Annotated in this window: 22 protein-coding genes; all 22 read left to right on the plus strand. The window is 42.9% G+C overall.

Features of this window, described 5'->3' with window-relative positions:
* Positions 1–63 precede the first annotated feature (63 nt).
* Genes D890_RS0102845 through wecB form a run of 22 tightly spaced genes read left to right on the plus strand, consistent with a single transcriptional unit; the run spans position 64 to position 16,754 of the window.
* Positions 64–372 carry a helix-turn-helix domain-containing protein gene (locus D890_RS0102845; protein ID WP_018963024.1) on the plus strand — a complete coding sequence of 103 codons (309 nt, stop codon included), beginning with the start codon at positions 64–66 and terminating at the stop codon, positions 370–372.
* Positions 365–1,666 (plus strand): signal recognition particle protein, encoded by a 1,302-nt coding sequence (locus tag D890_RS0102850; protein WP_018963025.1) that lies wholly within the window; start codon positions 365–367, stop codon positions 1,664–1,666. Before D890_RS0102845 ends, D890_RS0102850 begins: the two co-directional genes overlap by 8 nt.
* 16 nt (positions 1,667–1,682) lie before the next feature.
* On the plus strand, positions 1,683–1,928 hold the full coding sequence (gene rpsP / locus D890_RS0102855) for a 30S ribosomal protein S16 (protein WP_018963026.1): 246 nt from the start codon (positions 1,683–1,685) through the stop codon (positions 1,926–1,928).
* A 15-nt stretch (positions 1,929–1,943) separates the two neighbouring features.
* Positions 1,944–2,348 carry a YlqD family protein gene (locus D890_RS0102860; RefSeq protein ID WP_018963027.1) on the plus strand — a complete coding sequence of 135 codons (405 nt, stop codon included), beginning with the start codon at positions 1,944–1,946 and terminating at the stop codon, positions 2,346–2,348.
* Between the two features lie 13 nt (positions 2,349–2,361).
* Positions 2,362–2,823, plus strand: coding sequence for a ribosome maturation factor RimM (locus tag D890_RS0102865; protein ID WP_245533129.1), 462 nt, complete (start codon positions 2,362–2,364; stop codon positions 2,821–2,823).
* Positions 2,820–3,584, plus strand: coding sequence for a tRNA (guanosine(37)-N1)-methyltransferase TrmD (gene trmD / locus D890_RS0102870; protein ID WP_018963029.1), 765 nt, complete (start codon positions 2,820–2,822; stop codon positions 3,582–3,584). The genes D890_RS0102865 and trmD overlap by 4 nt, the downstream gene beginning before the upstream one ends.
* Positions 3,574–4,167 carry an RNA methyltransferase gene (locus D890_RS0102875; RefSeq protein WP_018963030.1) on the plus strand — a complete coding sequence of 198 codons (594 nt, stop codon included), beginning with the start codon at positions 3,574–3,576 and terminating at the stop codon, positions 4,165–4,167. Before trmD ends, D890_RS0102875 begins: the two co-directional genes overlap by 11 nt.
* A gap of 20 nt (positions 4,168–4,187) precedes the next feature.
* Complete coding sequence (gene rplS / locus D890_RS0102880; RefSeq protein WP_018963031.1) at positions 4,188–4,544, plus strand: 50S ribosomal protein L19; 357 nt, start codon at positions 4,188–4,190, stop codon at positions 4,542–4,544.
* Between the two features lies 1 nt (position 4,545).
* The gene (gene lepB, locus D890_RS0102885; protein WP_018963032.1) at positions 4,546–5,067 is read left to right on the plus strand and encodes a signal peptidase I; all 522 of its coding nucleotides are present in this window, start codon (positions 4,546–4,548) and stop codon (positions 5,065–5,067) included.
* Entirely contained in the window at positions 5,067–5,669 is a 603-nt protein-coding gene (locus tag D890_RS0102890) for a ribonuclease HII (protein ID WP_018963033.1), read from the plus strand. The genes lepB and D890_RS0102890 overlap by 1 nt, the downstream gene beginning before the upstream one ends.
* Positions 5,656–6,009, plus strand: a complete 354-nt coding sequence (locus D890_RS0102895) for a YraN family protein (protein ID WP_018963034.1) — start codon at positions 5,656–5,658, stop codon at positions 6,007–6,009. The genes D890_RS0102890 and D890_RS0102895 overlap by 14 nt, the downstream gene beginning before the upstream one ends.
* Positions 5,969–7,405, plus strand: coding sequence for an ATP-binding protein (locus D890_RS0102900; RefSeq protein ID WP_018963035.1), 1,437 nt, complete (start codon positions 5,969–5,971; stop codon positions 7,403–7,405). The genes D890_RS0102895 and D890_RS0102900 overlap by 41 nt, the downstream gene beginning before the upstream one ends.
* A 1-nt stretch (position 7,406) precedes the next feature.
* Positions 7,407–8,171 carry a DNA-processing protein DprA gene (locus D890_RS07755; protein WP_018963036.1) on the plus strand — a complete coding sequence of 255 codons (765 nt, stop codon included), beginning with the start codon at positions 7,407–7,409 and terminating at the stop codon, positions 8,169–8,171.
* Between the two features lie 37 nt (positions 8,172–8,208).
* Positions 8,209–9,510, plus strand: a complete 1,302-nt coding sequence (trmFO, locus tag D890_RS0102910; RefSeq protein WP_018963037.1) for a methylenetetrahydrofolate--tRNA-(uracil(54)-C(5))-methyltransferase (FADH(2)-oxidizing) TrmFO — start codon at positions 8,209–8,211, stop codon at positions 9,508–9,510.
* Positions 9,476–10,336 (plus strand): tyrosine-type recombinase/integrase, encoded by an 861-nt coding sequence (locus tag D890_RS0102915; protein ID WP_018963038.1) that lies wholly within the window; start codon positions 9,476–9,478, stop codon positions 10,334–10,336. Before trmFO ends, D890_RS0102915 begins: the two co-directional genes overlap by 35 nt.
* Positions 10,333–11,589 carry an amidohydrolase family protein gene (locus D890_RS0102920; RefSeq protein ID WP_018963039.1) on the plus strand — a complete coding sequence of 419 codons (1,257 nt, stop codon included), beginning with the start codon at positions 10,333–10,335 and terminating at the stop codon, positions 11,587–11,589. Before D890_RS0102915 ends, D890_RS0102920 begins: the two co-directional genes overlap by 4 nt.
* Positions 11,583–12,335: a phosphorylase family protein gene (locus tag D890_RS0102925; RefSeq protein WP_026291296.1), complete on the plus strand. Its 753-nt coding sequence runs from the start codon at positions 11,583–11,585 to the stop codon at positions 12,333–12,335. Before D890_RS0102920 ends, D890_RS0102925 begins: the two co-directional genes overlap by 7 nt.
* Before the next feature lie 28 nt (positions 12,336–12,363).
* A complete protein-coding gene (gene rpiB / locus D890_RS0102930) occupies positions 12,364–12,828 on the plus strand; it encodes a ribose 5-phosphate isomerase B (RefSeq protein WP_018963041.1) in 465 nt (154 codons plus the stop codon).
* Positions 12,825–14,075: a serine hydroxymethyltransferase gene (locus D890_RS0102935; RefSeq protein ID WP_018963042.1), complete on the plus strand. Its 1,251-nt coding sequence runs from the start codon at positions 12,825–12,827 to the stop codon at positions 14,073–14,075. Before rpiB ends, D890_RS0102935 begins: the two co-directional genes overlap by 4 nt.
* Positions 14,076–14,696, plus strand: coding sequence for a uracil phosphoribosyltransferase (gene upp, locus D890_RS0102940; RefSeq protein WP_018963043.1), 621 nt, complete (start codon positions 14,076–14,078; stop codon positions 14,694–14,696). It abuts the gene before it with no gap.
* Entirely contained in the window at positions 14,671–15,636 is a 966-nt protein-coding gene (locus tag D890_RS0102945; RefSeq protein ID WP_018963044.1) for an MraY family glycosyltransferase, read from the plus strand. The genes upp and D890_RS0102945 overlap by 26 nt, the downstream gene beginning before the upstream one ends.
* Positions 15,624–16,754, plus strand: a complete 1,131-nt coding sequence (wecB, locus tag D890_RS0102950) for a non-hydrolyzing UDP-N-acetylglucosamine 2-epimerase (protein ID WP_018963045.1) — start codon at positions 15,624–15,626, stop codon at positions 16,752–16,754. The genes D890_RS0102945 and wecB overlap by 13 nt, the downstream gene beginning before the upstream one ends.
* Positions 16,755–16,757 lie beyond the last annotated feature (3 nt).

The raw sequence follows: 16,757 nt of genomic DNA on the forward strand, positions 1-16,757 counted from the left end.
TTAATGTTCTTTCCTGTGTTCAATTGCATGCCTGTTCTTTTTATGTTATAATGTCAACCTGAAATGGTTGACAGAAAACGTTTTGACAGAAATGTTCGTTTGTTGGACATATATGGAAAAGTATTGTCACAAGCAGAATTTGAAGTGGCGAGAGACTCTTTATACTATGAGCTCTCTTTATCTGAGATTGCATCTCAGCGGAACATAAGTAGGCAAGCAGTTGAAAAACAACTAAAAAATGCCTTGGCAAAAATGGAGCGGTTGGAAAAGCAAGTAGGTTTTTTACGATTTGTCGACAAAATAGTAGACGCTTTACCCCAATCGGAAAAAGAAATACCCATGAAGATTCTGGAGGAGAATAGCGATGTTTGAAGGATTGGCAAGAAGGATTCAAAACATTTTTGCGCCGTTTAAATCTAAAGGCATACTGAAGCAGGAAGACATCGATCAATTCTTGAAAGACCTTCGCTGGCTCCTCATTGAAGCAGATGTCAGTCTTCCTGTGGTTAATGAACTTATTGAACGATTAAAGAATACACTTAAACCACAAACAGGTGTTGTTTCACCACAGGATTATTTACTAAAGACCGTTTACGAAGAACTTACAGGAATTCTTGGCTCATACAGACCATTAAAAAACAATCCCAAAGGCGTATCTATTTACCTGTTGGCTGGTTTGCAAGGTTCTGGTAAAACAACCACTGCCGCCAAGTTGGGTTACTTCTTGAAACGCTCTGGGAAATCCGTGGTTTTAGGGGCTGCTGACCCTTATAGGCCAGCAGGTGCAGAGCAGCTAAGAGTTCTGGCTCAAGAAAACGGTCTTAATTATGAGAGCTTTATCGAAGATGGCCATGTTAATGTGAACAAGATCAAAGATTTTGCCAAGCGCAGTCTGCATGATGTACTTATTCTCGATACAGCAGGTCGTTTGCATGTCGAGGCAGACATGCTTAAAGAACTTAGCATGCTAAACGCGCAACTAAATCCACAAGAGGTATTGCTCGTTGTGGATGCCATGTTAGGACAGGAGGCTGCAAACATTGCTAAGTCCTTCAAAGAGGCAGCTCCGGTAAGTGGTGTTGTCCTAGCTAAAGCAGATGGAGATGAACTCGGTGGCGCTGCGTTGTCTGTTGCCTTTGTTTCTGGCGTGCCTATTTTGTTCATGGGAACGGGAGAGCATATTAAGGATTTTGAGCCCTTTGACCCAGCGGAAACAGCGGCCATGATACTGGGCATAGGAAATCCAAAATCATTTATGCGGAAGATCATGGAACTTCAGCAGGAGATGGAGGATAAGCCTTCAGCAAAGGGCAAAGAAGAAAAATTCGATATGAGCATGTTGCTGGATGCCTTTGATTCCATAAGCAAAGAATCGTTAGTGGATTATATGGCTCGAGCTCTTCCTGTAAATGCTAATGTGGATCCTGAAGCATTGGAACAAGGTAAGGAACGCATTAAACATATGAAAGCTATTATTCAGTCCATGACTGCTTATGAACGTAAGCACCCGGAGGTGCTCAACGCCTCTCGGAGGCGCCGCATTGCTAATGGTAGTGGAACGACAGTACAAGAGGTTAACATGCTTATGAAACAATATGGAATGATGCGTAAATTTGCTAAGAACCCTTCTCAGCTCAGAAAGATGCTGAAGGGCGGTCTAATATAAAAGGAGGTGTTTTGTAGTGGCAGTAAAGATGAGATTGTTACGTGTAGGAGCCAAAGGTCAACCGTCTTATCGTGTGGTAATTGCAGACGAGCGTTCGCCTAGGGATGGTAGGTTTATTGAGATTGTGGGATTTTATAACCCGAGAACAGAGCCAGAAACCATTCAGTTAAAAGAAGACCGTGTGAAGTATTGGCTTAGCGTCGGTGTACGTCCTACAGATTCTGTAAGAATGCTCCTAAGGAAATCAAACATTTTAGGCTAATGAGGAAGTGATGTCATGCAAGTGAAAAGAAATGTTGTTATTAAAGGGATTGTCACGCCGTGGCTTAGGGACGATTTGAGAGCAAAAGCCAATGCTTTGATAAAACAAACAGAAATAGAAATGCAAACATTGGAGCGTCAGATGCGTCAATTGTCTGTTATGGTGCCTGGAGAGAATGATGCTCAGAAGAATATGGTTCGGCAGCAGCTCCAGTTGGAACTGAACGATAGGGAAACATTGATCAGGCAGTTGAAATCGGATTTGGCTAACATCGATAAGCTCCAAGACGGTGAAGAAGTTGTTTATGCAGTTTTAGAAGGCTTTGTGGATCTGCAGCCTGGTGATGTATTTGAAGATAAGATCAACAAGGCTGAAGTTATCATAAAAGATGGAGCAGTCGTCGAACTGAGAAATGCCTAAAGAGAAAATTTGCTTGGGAAGTTTCGGTAGAGTCTTCGGCGTTAAAGGTGAGATTTATTTTAACCTTTATGGATCTCCTGATATATTGCAAACGGCCGATTCTTTATTCTTAGATGATGGAACAGCGCTAGTGATTCAGCACGTAACTTTAGGTCCTGATGGGCGTTACTTAATAAAATTCCGTGGTGTTAATAGTGCCGAACAAGCCGAAACACTTGTGAACAAGAAGGCGTACGTAAAGGGACGTACTGGATCAGGTGATTTCTATACTACCAGTGAGCTTATAGAGATGGACGTAGTGTTAAACGGGAGTATCGTCGGCAAAGTCTTGGACTTGCAAGGTACAGAAGATGCTCCTTATCTTGTATTGGATATAAATGGAAAAGAAATGCGCACACCGTTCATTAAGGAAGCATTGAGAATCGATCGTGAGGCTAAAAAAGTAGAAATAATAAGCGAGGGTTATTTGGTGTGAAGAAATTCGTTGTGGTTACGCTTTTCCCAGAGGTCTTGGATTGTTGGCTAAACGCAAGTGTCATAGGTAGGGCTCGTGGTAACGTCTTTGATGTAAAGTATGTGAATCCAAGAGATTTTTCCACAGATAACTACCATTCCGTTGATGATTATATGTTCGGAGGCGGAAGTGGCATGCTTATGCGCTATGACGTGTTGAAGCCTGCTTTAGAGCACGCCAAAGCTATGAGCACTAATCCGTTTTGTTTGGCTTTTTCCGCTGGCGGAAGGGTTTTGAAGCAAGACATGTGCCAAGAGATGAGCGAGTATGATGGAGACATCGTCCTGATGTGCGGTCATTACGAAGGCATGGATGATAGAATCATGGACGATGTTGACTTAGAACTCTCCATAGGAAACTTTGTCCTCAGTGGTGGAGAAGTGGCTGCAGCAGTTTTAATGGAGTCAATAATACGTCTGCTTCCTGGTTTTGTGGAAAAACCTATCAATGTGCAAAAGGAAAGCTTTGTTGATGGACTTTTGGAAGAACCTCAGTTCACACGTCCTCGTGTGTATGAAGGTAAGAGCGTTCCTGATATCCTGTTAAGTGGCCATCATGAACGTATCGAACAATGGAAAAGGGAACAAAAGCTAAAAAGAACTTTACTGCAAAGACCTGATTTATTGCTTTCTACACATTTAGATAAAAAGGACATGCAACAGCTCAAACAAATTTTCCAGGAATTAGAAGACGTGAAGAGGGCGATATTTAGTGGACAATAGTAATGGGCAGTCTGAGCGAAGACATTGCAGTTTGTCTATTGCTCTTATGCATTATCCCATGTATGATCGTGAGTATAAGGTTGTCACCACATCCATTACAAATCTCGATATTCACGACATTGCCCGATTGAGTAGAACATACAACTTATCGGATTTTTGGGTCATTACGCCCATAAAGGCGCAGCAGGAGCTCGTAGGGCGCATTATAAAGTACTGGAGTTCTGATGCGGGTAGGTCTTACAATCCCCATCGGGGTGATGCTTTGTCGTTGGTAAGAGTTGTTGATGATATTGAGAATGTCGTAGAGATTATTCATAATCGTGAAGGAAAACTGCCAAAGTTGATAGCTACAGACGCGAGGCCTTACCCCAATATGGTAAACTATGAGTTTGTAAAGGATTTGGTCAGAGCTAATGAACCTGTGGTTCTTGTTTTAGGTACAGGCCACGGTATTGCATACGAGATGATTAGAAGAATGGATTACTTCCTGGCACCGATAAGGCCAAATGGGGATTTTAACCATTTGTCTGTTAGGTCGGCCGCATCCATTCTGGTTGACAGAATCATCGGCGACAGTTTGTGAATGTAAGGAGGTTGTAAAAAATGGACATCGTTAGAAGAATTGAACAAACGATGATGAGAGAAGATTTGCCGTCTGTTGATGTAGGCGACACAGTACGTGTAAAATGGAGATTCAACGAGAAAGATCGCAGCGGTGAGGAAAAGAGCCGTGTGCAGGCTTTTGAGGGTATTATCATAGCTAAAAAGGGTACAGGCATAAGCGAATCCATTTTGGTAAGAAAAATATCTTCAGGCATTGGCGTGGAGAAGTCTTTTCCTATTCACAGCCCCAATCTGGTCGGACTTGAAATCGTTACCAAAGGTAAAGTAAGAAGAGCAAAACTTTACTATTTACGCGATAAGAAACACTTGGTTGTGAAGAAGAGAAGCAGATTCTAATATGCCTCGAAAATTTCTTGGCGAAATTTTTGAGTGGATTATCGCAATAGTCTTGGCTGCAGCCATAGTTATTCCCCTAAGGGTGTATGTGCTGCAGCCTTACAAAGTTTATATGACTTCCATGGTTCCTACTTTCGAACCTGGTGATGTGGTTATTGGCCTTAAGAGTACCGTTGCAGGCAAGATTGAACGCGGCGATGTAGTGATAGTGGGTGGTCCGTTTAGTAACAACGAATTGTATATTAAACGTGTCATCGGACTGCCTGGTGAAATCATTTCCATATCTAATGGCGTCGTGTATATAAATGGTTCCCCCTTGGCCGAGCCGTGGCTTCCCAGCGATGCACTGAACGCATCGGGAGAAATGCCTCCAACAAAGCTCTCAAATGATCAATACTTCGTGATGGGTGACAACAGAATCGCAAGTAGAGATAGCAGAGCCTTCGGGCCAGTTACCAAACAGGAAGTAAAAGCCAAAGTTGTACTTCGTATATATCCGCTGGATAAAATAAGGAGTTTCTGATGAAAGACACACCGTCATGGGAGCTAGAACATCAGCTGTTCGGTGACGCTGTGGTGGGTGTAGATGAAGTGGGAAGAGGCTCTGTGGCGGGCCCATTAATTGTTTGCGCTGCTCGTTTTCATGATTTTCCACCTGTTACTTGGCGCGACTCTAAACAGATGACTCCCCGTGGACGAAAGAATGTTTTCCCCATGCTTTTAGACTCCTGCGATTTCGGTATAGGTATGGTTATGCCTTGGGATATAGATAAGCATGGAATAACCTGGGCCTTATCTTATGCTGCCGAAGAAGCGCTATCTAAAGTTTATGACAATAAAAGTGTAGTTGTCTTCGACGGACGTATTCCTTTGACCAGAGGAGTTAAAAACGGACGCTGTATGGTAAAGGGAGATGCCTTGCTCCCCACAGTGGCTGCTGCAAGTGTTATTGCTAAAGTGACCAGAGACGAGCTGATGGTGTGCTTAGATGGTTTTTTTCCTAAATACGATCTATGCCATAACAAAGGGTATGGCACGAAGAAACACTTGGAAGCTGTAAGACGTTACGGTGTAACAAACCATCATAGACGCTCTTTCCTGAGGTCTTTTGTTGGGGAAGAGTAGACACTTTTCTGAAGACGCAGTGGCGTCTTTTTTATCTTCTCAGCATTACGTTATTTTGGACAGGAATATTGTTTTTCCCGGTGGAGAAGTAGATATTGTTGCCGAAAAAAAGCAACAACTTGTTTTTATTGAAGTGAAGTACAGAAAGTATTTTGATGCTGCGGAGGCTTTTGATTTAAGAAAATTTCAACGCATATGGAATTGTGCTTATCTTTATACGAGGGGAGAACGCAGTTTTCGTGTCGACCTCTTTGCATGCGGACCGAAAGAAACATTCTGGTATAAGGGGGTTAGAGAAGATGGATGTTGTGACAGTATGGAGCGGGTTAACTTATGGTAATGCGTTCATACCTGTGGAAATACAGGTTACCTATGGCGCAGGTCTACCTGCTTTTCATATGGTGGGAATGGTATCGGAAAGCGTGGAGGAATCCAAAGAGCGTGTTCGATACGCTTTAAAATCTGTTGGAAAAACGCTACCTCAAGGAAGGGTCATGGTAGCTTTTTTACCAAGCGAAGTAAGTAAAAGCGGGGCACACTTCGATTTAGCCGTGCTCTATGCGTTCTTAAAAGGCAGCTCAGAAAGGTTCATTGTGGGGGAAGTTGGATTAGATGGAACGGTGAGGATTACTCCTCAGAGTTTAAAGGTGATTGCATCGGCATATTTGAACGGTAAACGTTCTTTCATTTGTCCAACGCTGACGAGCGACATATTGGAACTCATGCCTGAGGCAGATTTTTTTATGATAGATAAAGTTTCTCAGCTCATGGATGGTGAAACATCTAAGCCCCTTCCGTCTCCTAACAAGGTTGCTCAAGCTAAATATGACCTAAATGAAGTAAAAGGCTCCGGTATAAAAAGAGTTGCGTTAATTGCTGCTGCCGGTTGGCATCATATGCTTCTACTCGGTAATCCAGGTGTTGGTAAGACTATGGTCGCCGAGCGTTTGGTAGGGATCATGCCAGAGATGAGTCAAGAAGAGAAATTGGACTTGCTGTCAACTACGGGGTCTTTTCCTGTACAAAGGCCATCTCGTTTTACGTCTTGGAATAGTACGCCCGCTGGTTTCTTTGGTTCAGCAAAGGGATCTCCAGGTGAAGCGACGTTTTCTCATAGGGGCATTCTTATCATGGACGAGTTTCCTCAATATAGAAAAGATATCCTGGAGGGTTTGAGAACGGTTTTAGATACAGGAACGATTGTGGCTTCATACGGGAACCAGCGGCTCACCTGGCCAGCAGATTTTCTTCTGGTAGCCACTTCAAACCCATGCCCGTGCGGATATTTAGGACATCCTAAAAAAGTTTGTAAAGATGCTCCGAGTAGTGTTTTGAGATACTTGGGACGCTTAAGTGGACCGGTGGCTGATCGTATAGATCTTCACTATTGGGTTAAGAGCGATGAAACCGATAGATATGTAGAAGGGGCATGTGACAAGGTTAAAGCGGTTTGGGAGAAGCAATATGAACGGTGGCATAAAGAGGGCATAGATCATGCAGGTAAAATTCCTGGCGAACACGTAGATGATTTAATATGTGTCAGTAGCAGTATAAAAAGCATGCTTAATGACTCAGTAGAAAAGTCTGGGCTCTCTCGTAGAGAACGCCATAAAATACTACGTTTAAGCAGGACAATAGCAGATTTGGACGGTGAAGAAGACATAAGTGTGGCGCATCTTGCCGAAGCACTGTCTTACAGGCAGGTTTTGCCTTGGTTAAAATCTTTGGTGCCATAAGATGGATTACGTGTTGAACGGTAAAGATCCCCTTTTCAATGACAGGTTAGCGGATTTAGATCCCAAGCGTTCTTTGTACCTCCGTGGAAACAGAATAGGTTTGGAAAGAACAGTTGGTATTGTCGGTACAAGGCATGCGTCTCCATATGGTTTAAGAATTGCTTATGAGCTTGGACGCTATTATGCATGCGAGGGCTACGTGGTCATCAGTGGGCTGGCTTACGGGGTCGATGAGAAGGGCCACGAGGGGGCACTTTCTGTGGGTGGTAAGACTGTCGGCGTTTTGGGCCATGGTTTGAACCATCACTATCCAAAGGCAACGCTGCCTATTAGGAAGCAAATTGAACAAACAAGCTTTGTCATAAGTTGGTATGAACCTGACCAAGGTCCACGTAAGCCGTTTTTCAGAGAACGCAATTGGCTTATTGCAGCACTGAGTGATTTCATCGTTGTAGTGGAAGCTCCTTTGAAGAGTGGGGCATTAATCACAGCTAGTTTTGCTTTGGAAATGGGCAAAGATGTTAAAGCAGTACCCGGTGATATAGATAGACCCAGTGCTGCTGGCAGTAACTTGCTCATACTGGATGGTGCGGAGCCCATTGTTTCTGTACCAGAAAGCGAAATGCAGAAATACAAGAGCTGCAAAACTTTACAGGACATAATTGCTGTCAGTGGTAGTCTGGTAGAGGCTGGCCGATTGTTGGCTAAATGGCAGTCTACAGGTATGCTTACCATGGATGGCGATATCATAAAGTGGCGTAGCTAAGTGTTTTTAAAGCGCTGATGAATTGTAAAATATAAACATGGATGTTTTTGTCATAGGCGGCGGCTTAGCTGGAAGTGAGGCTGCTCTCACACTTGCAGATGATGGTTTCCATGTAAAGCTATTTGAAATGCGTCCTTTCACTATGACGCCGGCTCATAAAACCGGCGACTTTGCTGAACTTGTTTGCAGCAATTCGCTTGGATCATTATCTCAGGAAAACGCAAAGGGTGAACTCATCTTTGAATTGACTAAACTCGGTTCTCACCTTATCCGGTATGCCTTTTTGTCTCGAGTAGGAGGCGACAAGGCATTGGTTGTGGATCGGGAAAAGTTTTCTTTGCTTGTTACAGATGCTATCAAGAATCATCCAAATATAGATATCGAGCAGAAAAAGTGTTCTGAGGTGCCTTCCACTGCACCATGCATTATAGCTCCAGGTCCTTTAGCCAGTGGTGACCTGGTTAACTTTTTATCGGAAGCCGAAGGTACGTTAAAAGCAGAGTACTATGATGCAAGTAGCCCCAGTGTGTTAACAGAAACCATTGATATGGACTATGCTTTCTGGGGAAACCGCTTCGATGAAGGGGCGGATTACTTAAATGTTCCTTTATCAAAAACAGAATACGAGTGGTTTGTAGAAGAATTGCTTTCGGCACGTATGGGATATAGGCACGAGTTTGACAGCATGGACAGTTTCTTTGAACGTTGTCTGCCTATCGAAGAGATTGCGCACAGGGGCAAAGAAAGTTTGGCTTTTGGACCCATGAGGCCTACTAATCTCAATATTCCGGATCGCTTTAAGGATGTATACGCTGTTATTCAATTAAGAAAAGAGAATGATACTGGTTCCATTCTAAACATGGTAGGTTTCCAAACAGGCATATCCCAGCAAGAGCAACTTCGTATCTTTAAGAGTTTGCCAGCATTCAAAAATGCAGTATTTGTTCGCTTGGGGCAGATACACCAAAATACGTTCCTTCCTGGTGCTGTGAATAGATATTTTCAAAGCAAGAGCCACGCAAATTGGTTTTATGCGGGCCAGTTTACAGGGACTGAAGGTTATGTCGAAGCCATAGCTGGAGGTTTGTGGGCGGCTATTAACCTGTCACGTTTTCTTAAGAACGAACAGCTTTATGCCCTTCCTGAAGAAACCATGCTCGGCGGGCTGACAACTTATGTGGAGACAACACTTCCTTCTATTCGTCAGCCTATGGGTTCTAATTGGGGTCTGGTTCCTTCCGTAAAAGGTAAAAAGAGCCAAAGGAAAGTACAGAGGGCAGAGAAAGCGAGGATAGCTATAGAAAATGCAGTTAGAGAATTGGGAAGAACTGCTGGATGACTTTTGTAACTCCATGATGTCTGCCGGCTTCTCTGAGCATACGATAAAGTCGTATTACACAGACCTGAAGCAGTTTTTCACCTTTACCACAATTATCGACCAAGATAATGTTGACAATTACTTGATGCACATGTCTTCTAAAGGAATATCTCCTACGTCACTCAATCGCTTTCTTTCATCTTTTAGAAAATTCTGTACATTCTTGGAAAAAAACGGCTACAGGCTTCCCATAATGGAACTGAGCGGTTTTAAAACCGGATTCAAAGTTCCAGAGGTCATCTTAAAACAGGACGCAGACGTGCTCCTTACCTTGCCTGAAGACAACGCTTCACAAATAAGAGATAAAGCGCTTATTTGGTTCTTACTGGGGACGGGAACAAGGATAAGTGAGGCACTTTCGTTAACAATTGAGGATATCGATTTTGCAAATGGCAGCTGTCAAGTTCTTGGTAAAGGGAACAAAAAGCGTACTGTCTATATTCCATCGAAAGCGTTAAAATTATTGACAAGATACATTAAGGAATTTAATATTAAGGAAGGGCCGTTATTCGTAAACTTGAAAGGTGGTCCTCTTACAGACAGAGGTGCCAGATACATTTTGCAGAAAACGAGTGTAAGATATGGGCTTAGAGAGTTATTGCACCCGCATATGTTGCGGCACACATTTGCTACCCATTTGTTAGAAGAAGGAGCAAATTTGAGAGAAATACAAGAATTGTTAGGGCACAGCAGTTTGCGTTCTACGCAGATTTACACACACGTCTCGCCAGCTATGGTAAAAGAGGCAATAGAAGCGATGAGGAAGGAGGCTGGCAAATCCATATGAAAGTAACATTCAAAGATTGTTGGTACCCGGATTTCGACAACCAGCTATTAAGAAAAGGCACGTTTTTTATCGATGGAGACAAAATTACATTCAAAGAGCCTGTTGGCGAAAATGATGCATTATTTACTAATGCCCTGGTTACTCCAGGGCTTTTTGATGCCCATAGTCACGTTGCTATGGACCTTTTTAGAGGTATTGGTGATGATGTTTCTTTGGATGAATGGTTAAATGACTACATTTGGCCACTGGAAGCACGCTTGAACGATGACTATGTTTACTGGTCTTCCTTATTGGCATGCTTGGAGCTGATAAGGAGTGGTTCAACGACATTCTTAGATATGTATTTCTGGGAAAAGGCGACGTTAAAGGCAGCCAAAGAAGTAGGTATAAGACCTATTTTTACACCAGGCGTCATTGAACGTCCAGGTTGGGAAAGCGCGTTAGAAAGGGTAGAGGAGCTTAAGAACTTAGGCGCTTTAGTAGGAGTGGGGCCACATGCTTTGTATACAGTTTCCATGAAGATAATGCCTGAAGTGGTTGAGTTTGCAAAGAAGAATAATCTCTTTCTCCATATGCACCTTATGGAAACCGCGTCGGAAGAAGCTTTCATCCATAACACATTGGGAAAAGATTATCTGAAGCGTCTGGAGGACATCGGGTTCTTTGATGTTCCTGTGGTGTTTGCTCATGGAGTACACTTTTCTGAAGAAGATTTTGATTTTCTCGGAAAGAAGAATGTTGTGGTAGCACACTGTCCTCAAAGTAATATGAAATTGTCCTCAGGCCTTTTCCGCTGGGATAAAGCAAAGAACAACGGTGTTAAAGTTGGCATAGGCACAGATGGTGCGGCTTCTAACAACAATTTAGACTTCATAGAAGAGCTTAGAACAGGCGTTCTATTAGCAAGAGGCGTATCGGGGAAACCTGATCTTCTTTCTCCATTGGAAGCTTTAGAGTCGGCAACCGCCGTGCCAGCAAAAGTGCTGGGTTTACCATTAGGCGAAATAAAAGAAGGGTATTGGGCAGATGTTGTGGTGTGGGATGAGAGTGACATATCTATGGTCCCTGTAGATAAACCTGAAGATTGGCTTTCGCATATTGTTTACTCTTCTGGTAGTCAAGCTGTGAAAGATGTTTTCGTTCAAGGGCGCTGGGTACTTCAAAATAAGTCATTTGTTGGTATCAATCCCTTAGAAGTTTCCGACGAAGTAAATAAGAGAAGGCAAAGTATTAGGAAGGAGGACATATTGTGAAAATAGGCGTTATTGGTGGATCCGGAATTTATAAAATCGAAGGTTTACCATCAACAGAGATCAGTGTCAATACAGAGTATGGTGATGTTTCCGTCTTTGTAGCTCAAGTCGATCAAACGGAGGTATATTTTTTGCCACGTCATGGATTGGGGCATTCTGTTCCACCCCATCTGGTCAATTATAGGGCAAACATAAGGGCACTGCAAGGATTAGGTGCTGACCGAATCATAGCTACAAACGCTGTAGGTAGCTTGAACCCTGATATTAAACCGGGTACTGTGGTTTTAGTGGATCAATTTCTCGATTTTACCAAACTGCGTAAATCGACTTTTTTTGAAGAAGGAAATGTTGTACACACAGATATGACTTATCCCTATTGCCCAGAAATGATTGACGTTGCTTACAATGTGCCTACGCCATTCCCTAAGAGGAAAGGCGGCGTCATGGTTGTTACTGAAGGTCCACGTTTTGAAAGTGCTGCGGAAGTGAAAGCCTATGGAATGCTGGGTGGAGATGTAGTAGGGATGACGTCTATCCCAGAAGTCGTTTTATCTCGAGAAGCTGGAATGTGTTATCTATCTCTTGCTATTGTAAGTAACTTTGCTGCCGGTTTACAAACAGAAGTAAGCCATCATGAAGTCTTAGATATCATGGATAAGCTAAACAATCAGATTCAGACGTTCATAGTTGATTTAATCAAGGCTATGCCAGAAGAGAAACACTGCAACTGCCCGAGGAGGGCTTAGGTGATTTTATTTAAGGAGGTGCTGTGAAATGCGAGTAGTTATCGGTGCAGATCACGCAGGTTATCATTTAAAAGAGTTAGTTAAAGAAAATCTCATCGAATTAGGACATGAAGTTATTGATAAAGGAACAAACTCTTTGGAATCTGTAGACTATCCAGACTATGCTGCTGCCGTATGCACGGACATCGAGAAAAATGGTGGCTTCGGTATTCTCATATGCGGTACAGGAATCGGTATGAGTATCGCTGCGAACAAATTTCCTGGCATAAGGGCTGCTTTAGCATATGACCTGTACGCTGCCAAGAAGGCACGACAGCACAATGACGCTAACGTGCTTTGCTTGGGTGGCAGAGTGTTGGGCCCTGATATCGCCACTGAGATTGTACAAACTTTTTTAAACACGTCTTTTGAAGGTGGTAGGCACCTTAGAAGGATAAGAAAAATAGAAAAGATAGAAGAAAAATATAGTGGTGGGGGATGTGACGAAGAATGATGACCTATGATGATATCGGCAAAGAAGATCCAGAAATCTTCGAGCTTATTAACAAAGAAATGAATCGTCAGCAGGAATCATTGGACCTTATAGCTTCAGAGAACATTGTTTCACCAGCAGTTTTGGAAGCTACAGGCTCAATCTTTACTAATAAATACGCTGAGGGTTATCCCAACGCACGGTACTACGGTGGTTGCGAGTTTACTGATGAAGTGGAATTACTTGCGATAGAAAGAGCAAAGAAGTTATTCGGTGCTGAACACGCAAATGTTCAGCCTCATTCTGGTTCTCAGGCTAACCAAGCGGTTTATTTAGCATTTTTGAAACCCGGTGATACCATTCTCTCCATGTCACTTGCAGCAGGTGGCCATTTATCCCATGGCGCACCTGTTTCTATGACCGGAAAATGGTTCAATATCGTTCACTATGGTGTCAGCCCAGAAACAGAAATGATCGATCTTAACGAAGTGGAACGGTTAGCAAAAGAACATATGCCTAAAATAATCATCGCGGGTGCCTCTGCTTATCCAAGGTTCATCGATTTTGAAGGGTTTAGACGCATAGCTGATGAAGTCGGTGCCATACTCATGGTGGATATGGCTCACATTGCTGGTTTGGTTGCTGCAGGAGTTCATCCGAGTCCTGTGCCTTACGCCGATGTTGTTACCACAACTACTCATAAAACGTTGCGTGGTCCCAGGGCTGGGCTCATATTGTGCAAAGAAGAGCATGCAAAAGCTATAGACAAGGCTGTATTTCCTGGCCTTCAAGGTGGTCCGTTAGTTCATGTTATTGCAGCGAAAGCAGTAGCCTTTAGAGAGGCAATGGAACCATCTTTCAAGGAATATTCTTCTCAAATTGTCAAGAACGCAAAAGTTATGGCAGAAACGTTCGCAAAAAAGGGCATACGAATAGTAACCGGTGGTACTGATAACCACTTAATGCTATTGGATGTCACTTCTGTTGGGACAACGGGCAAGGATGCTGAGGCCATGCTTCACGATGTAGGCATTATCGTTAATAAGAACGCTATCCCCTTTGATAAGTTGTCTCCACGAATCGCAAGTGGTATAAGAATTGGTACACCCAGTATAACTACCAGAGGGCTAAAAGAGAATGAATGCCGTGCAATAGCAGAACAAATCAGTGACTTTTTAATAGAAAAAAGCGATGAGCGCAAGAACGTACTGCGGCAGACTGTGCAGGAGATGGTTAAGAAGTTTCCGGCTTACGGGGAGTGGTTGTAGATGCTGACGGTGGTCGACCATCCGCTTATCAAGTATAAAGTTAGCCTGCTTCGTGATAAGAACACGGGTCCTAAGGAATTTCGGGAATTAGTCCAGGAGCTTGCTATGTTCTTAACGTATGAAGCGACTAAAAATATTGAGTTAGTGGAGCAAACGGTGGAAACCCCGCTATCGGCTACCACAGGTTATGTTCTTTCGCGTAAAATTGCCATTGTTCCCATACTTCGTGCAGGGTTAACTATGGCAGAAGGTGTATTGAAAGTTATTCCAAATGCTAAAGTTGGTCATGTAGGACTTTATAGAGACCATACAACACTCAAGCCAATAGAATACTACGCGAAGTTTCCCTCAGGATTGAGTGACATGGAGTGCATCATTGTCGATCCCATGTTGGCTACAGGCAACTCTATCAAATACACAATAGAACTCTTAAAAGAACAGGGCGTAAGCCAGATAAAAGTTCTTTCTATAATCGCCGCTCCAGAAGGTATAGAGAATGTACTTTCCTGCAGTGATGGTATAGAGCTATACATTGCTGCAAAAGATGAGAGGCTGAATGAAGAGGGCTACATAATACCTGGTTTGGGAGACGCTGGTGACAGGCTTTTCGGCACAAAGTGAGATCTATCTCTTTGGTATATTAGCGGGTGTGGGTAGTTTTCTAATGAGCTGGCTGCTCACACCTCTTACCATAAAAATTGCCTTCAAGTATGATTTTTTAGATTACCCAAATGAGCGAAAGGTACATCATGAAGCGACGCCAAGAATAGGTGGTATGGCTGTTGTACTTGCTTTCGTTATTGGGGAACTCGTTTTTTGGCATGGCAACCCGCCTTTGGGTTATGGTGTTTTAATAACGGTTCTTTTGTTTTTCTTGGCCATGCTTTTTGATGATAAATACGACCTGCCCGCTGTTCTTAAATTTGTTGTACAAATAGGGGCAGCTTTGGCTGTGGTTCTTATGGGCGTCAAAATAGGCGTTGTCACTCTTTGGGGAGGAAGATACGCGGTATTCCCCCAGTGGCTTGGTGTAGGAATATCCGTTTTATGGTTGGTCTTACTGTCTAATGCGATAAACCTTATTGATGGCTTGAATGGACTTTCATCGGGCATAAGTGCAATTGTTCTCATTTTTGCAAGCATTATCACTTTTGGCAAAGGTATTTTTAGCGTCGGTTTAGATTCTTTGCTTCTGGCAGGTGCCGTTCTCGGCTTTTTGCCGTATAACTTTCCCGATGCGAAAACATTTATTGGTGATTGTGGGGCTCAGACGCTGGGTTTTATTATTGGGATACTTTCCATTGTCGGTACCTTTAAAAGCACTGCAGGTATTATGTTTATCGGTTTTCTACTCCTTCTGTTTTTACCTGTTGAGGACACGCTCTCTGCATGGTTTAGAAGACTCGCTGCAGGTCAACATCCTTTTACCGCTGACAGAAAACATTTACATCACAAATTATTAGATTGGGGCTTAACACCCAAGCAAGTAGTGCTTCTTATGTACTGTGCTACAATTGTTCTTGGTATTATCGCTATTTTGTTGATGGGGTGGGCAGCCTGAAAAAGAGAATCGGTATTGTTGTTGGTACAAGGCCTGAAGCTATTAAAATGGCTCCGGTCTATTTAGCGCTTAAAGATAAGTTTGACGTTGATTTTATAGCTACTGGTCAGCACAAAGAAATGTTTTACCAAGGTCTCAGTCCGTTTGGAATAAAACCCACGGTCGATTTAAAAATCATGGAACAGAGTCAATCGCTGGAATCTGTACTATCTAAAACGGTGACAGGCCTTTCTGAAATGTTTAAAGATAAAAAATATGATATGGTACTTGTCCATGGTGATACCACTACAACCTTGGGTGGTGCTCTTGCAAGTTTTTATAATAAGATTCCTTGCGCACATGTGGAAGCCGGCTTGAGGACAGGCGACCTTGATTACCCTTACCCAGAAGAGGCTAACAGAGTATTGGCTGATGATATCTGCACTATTCTCTATGCGCCCACGCCATGGTCTTGGGATAACTTAAAACACGAGGGGCTTGCTGACAGAGAACATTTGGTTACGGGCAACACAGTAATAGATGCACTAACGATAATGCAAAAGAGACTTGGTATTAATACTGATGAAAAAGAGAATTTGGTTGTTGTTACTACACATCGTAGAGAGAATTGGGGCTCACCTTTGGAACATATTTGTGCTGCTATTAAAGATTTGGCATTGGAATTTAAAGATTTTAAATTTGTTTTTCCTGTACATTTGAACCCTGTGGTAAGAAGAGTGGTATATTCAGTTTTGGATGGAATACCTAATCTGGAACTGACGGATCCTATGGAATACGATGATTTTTTGAAATTGCTTGCTAGAGCAAAGGTTGCTCTTAGTGACAGCGGAGGAATTCAGGAAGAAGGACCCCATTTCGGAGTTCCAGTTATTCTGCTTAGGCATGTAACGGAACGTCCAGAAGGAATTCCAAGAAAAATAGTTTTTTTAGCTGGTCCTGATAGCGAAAAAATAAAAGAGTATTTTCATTTTGTCGTTGAAAACACATGGTGGGAGTATGTCAGTAACCAGCCGAATCCATATGGTGATGGCAGAGCATCGGAACGAATAGCGGCTCATTTGTCACACTACTTTGGAATCAGCGAAACGATCCCATCAGCATTTGAGGAGGTGTTTTAGGTC

This window comes from Coprothermobacter platensis DSM 11748, assembly GCF_000378005.1.
Classification (GTDB): domain Bacteria; phylum Coprothermobacterota; class Coprothermobacteria; order Coprothermobacterales; family Coprothermobacteraceae; genus Coprothermobacter; species Coprothermobacter platensis.

What these genes read in the sequence shown, in the direction of transcription:
- D890_RS0102845 (WP_018963024.1), top strand. Translation starts at nt 64, where the DNA reads ATGGTTGACAGAAAACGTTTTGACAGAAATGTTCGTTTGTTGGACATA.
- D890_RS0102850 (WP_018963025.1), top strand. Translation starts at nt 365, where the DNA reads ATGTTTGAAGGATTGGCAAGAAGGATTCAAAACATTTTTGCGCCGTTT.
- D890_RS0102860 (WP_018963027.1), top strand. Translation starts at nt 1,944, where the DNA reads ATGCAAGTGAAAAGAAATGTTGTTATTAAAGGGATTGTCACGCCGTGG.
- rplS (WP_018963031.1), top strand. Translation starts at nt 4,188, where the DNA reads ATGGACATCGTTAGAAGAATTGAACAAACGATGATGAGAGAAGATTTG.
- lepB (WP_018963032.1), top strand. Translation starts at nt 4,546, where the DNA reads ATGCCTCGAAAATTTCTTGGCGAAATTTTTGAGTGGATTATCGCAATA.
- D890_RS0102890 (WP_018963033.1), top strand. Translation starts at nt 5,067, where the DNA reads ATGAAAGACACACCGTCATGGGAGCTAGAACATCAGCTGTTCGGTGAC.
- D890_RS0102900 (WP_018963035.1), top strand. Translation starts at nt 5,969, where the DNA reads ATGGATGTTGTGACAGTATGGAGCGGGTTAACTTATGGTAATGCGTTC.
- D890_RS07755 (WP_018963036.1), top strand. Translation starts at nt 7,407, where the DNA reads ATGGATTACGTGTTGAACGGTAAAGATCCCCTTTTCAATGACAGGTTA.
- trmFO (WP_018963037.1), top strand. Translation starts at nt 8,209, where the DNA reads ATGGATGTTTTTGTCATAGGCGGCGGCTTAGCTGGAAGTGAGGCTGCT.
- D890_RS0102915 (WP_018963038.1), top strand. Translation starts at nt 9,476, where the DNA reads ATGCAGTTAGAGAATTGGGAAGAACTGCTGGATGACTTTTGTAACTCC.
- D890_RS0102920 (WP_018963039.1), top strand. Translation starts at nt 10,333, where the DNA reads ATGAAAGTAACATTCAAAGATTGTTGGTACCCGGATTTCGACAACCAG.
- rpiB (WP_018963041.1), top strand. Translation starts at nt 12,364, where the DNA reads ATGCGAGTAGTTATCGGTGCAGATCACGCAGGTTATCATTTAAAAGAG.
- D890_RS0102935 (WP_018963042.1), top strand. Translation starts at nt 12,825, where the DNA reads ATGATGACCTATGATGATATCGGCAAAGAAGATCCAGAAATCTTCGAG.
- upp (WP_018963043.1), top strand. Translation starts at nt 14,076, where the DNA reads ATGCTGACGGTGGTCGACCATCCGCTTATCAAGTATAAAGTTAGCCTG.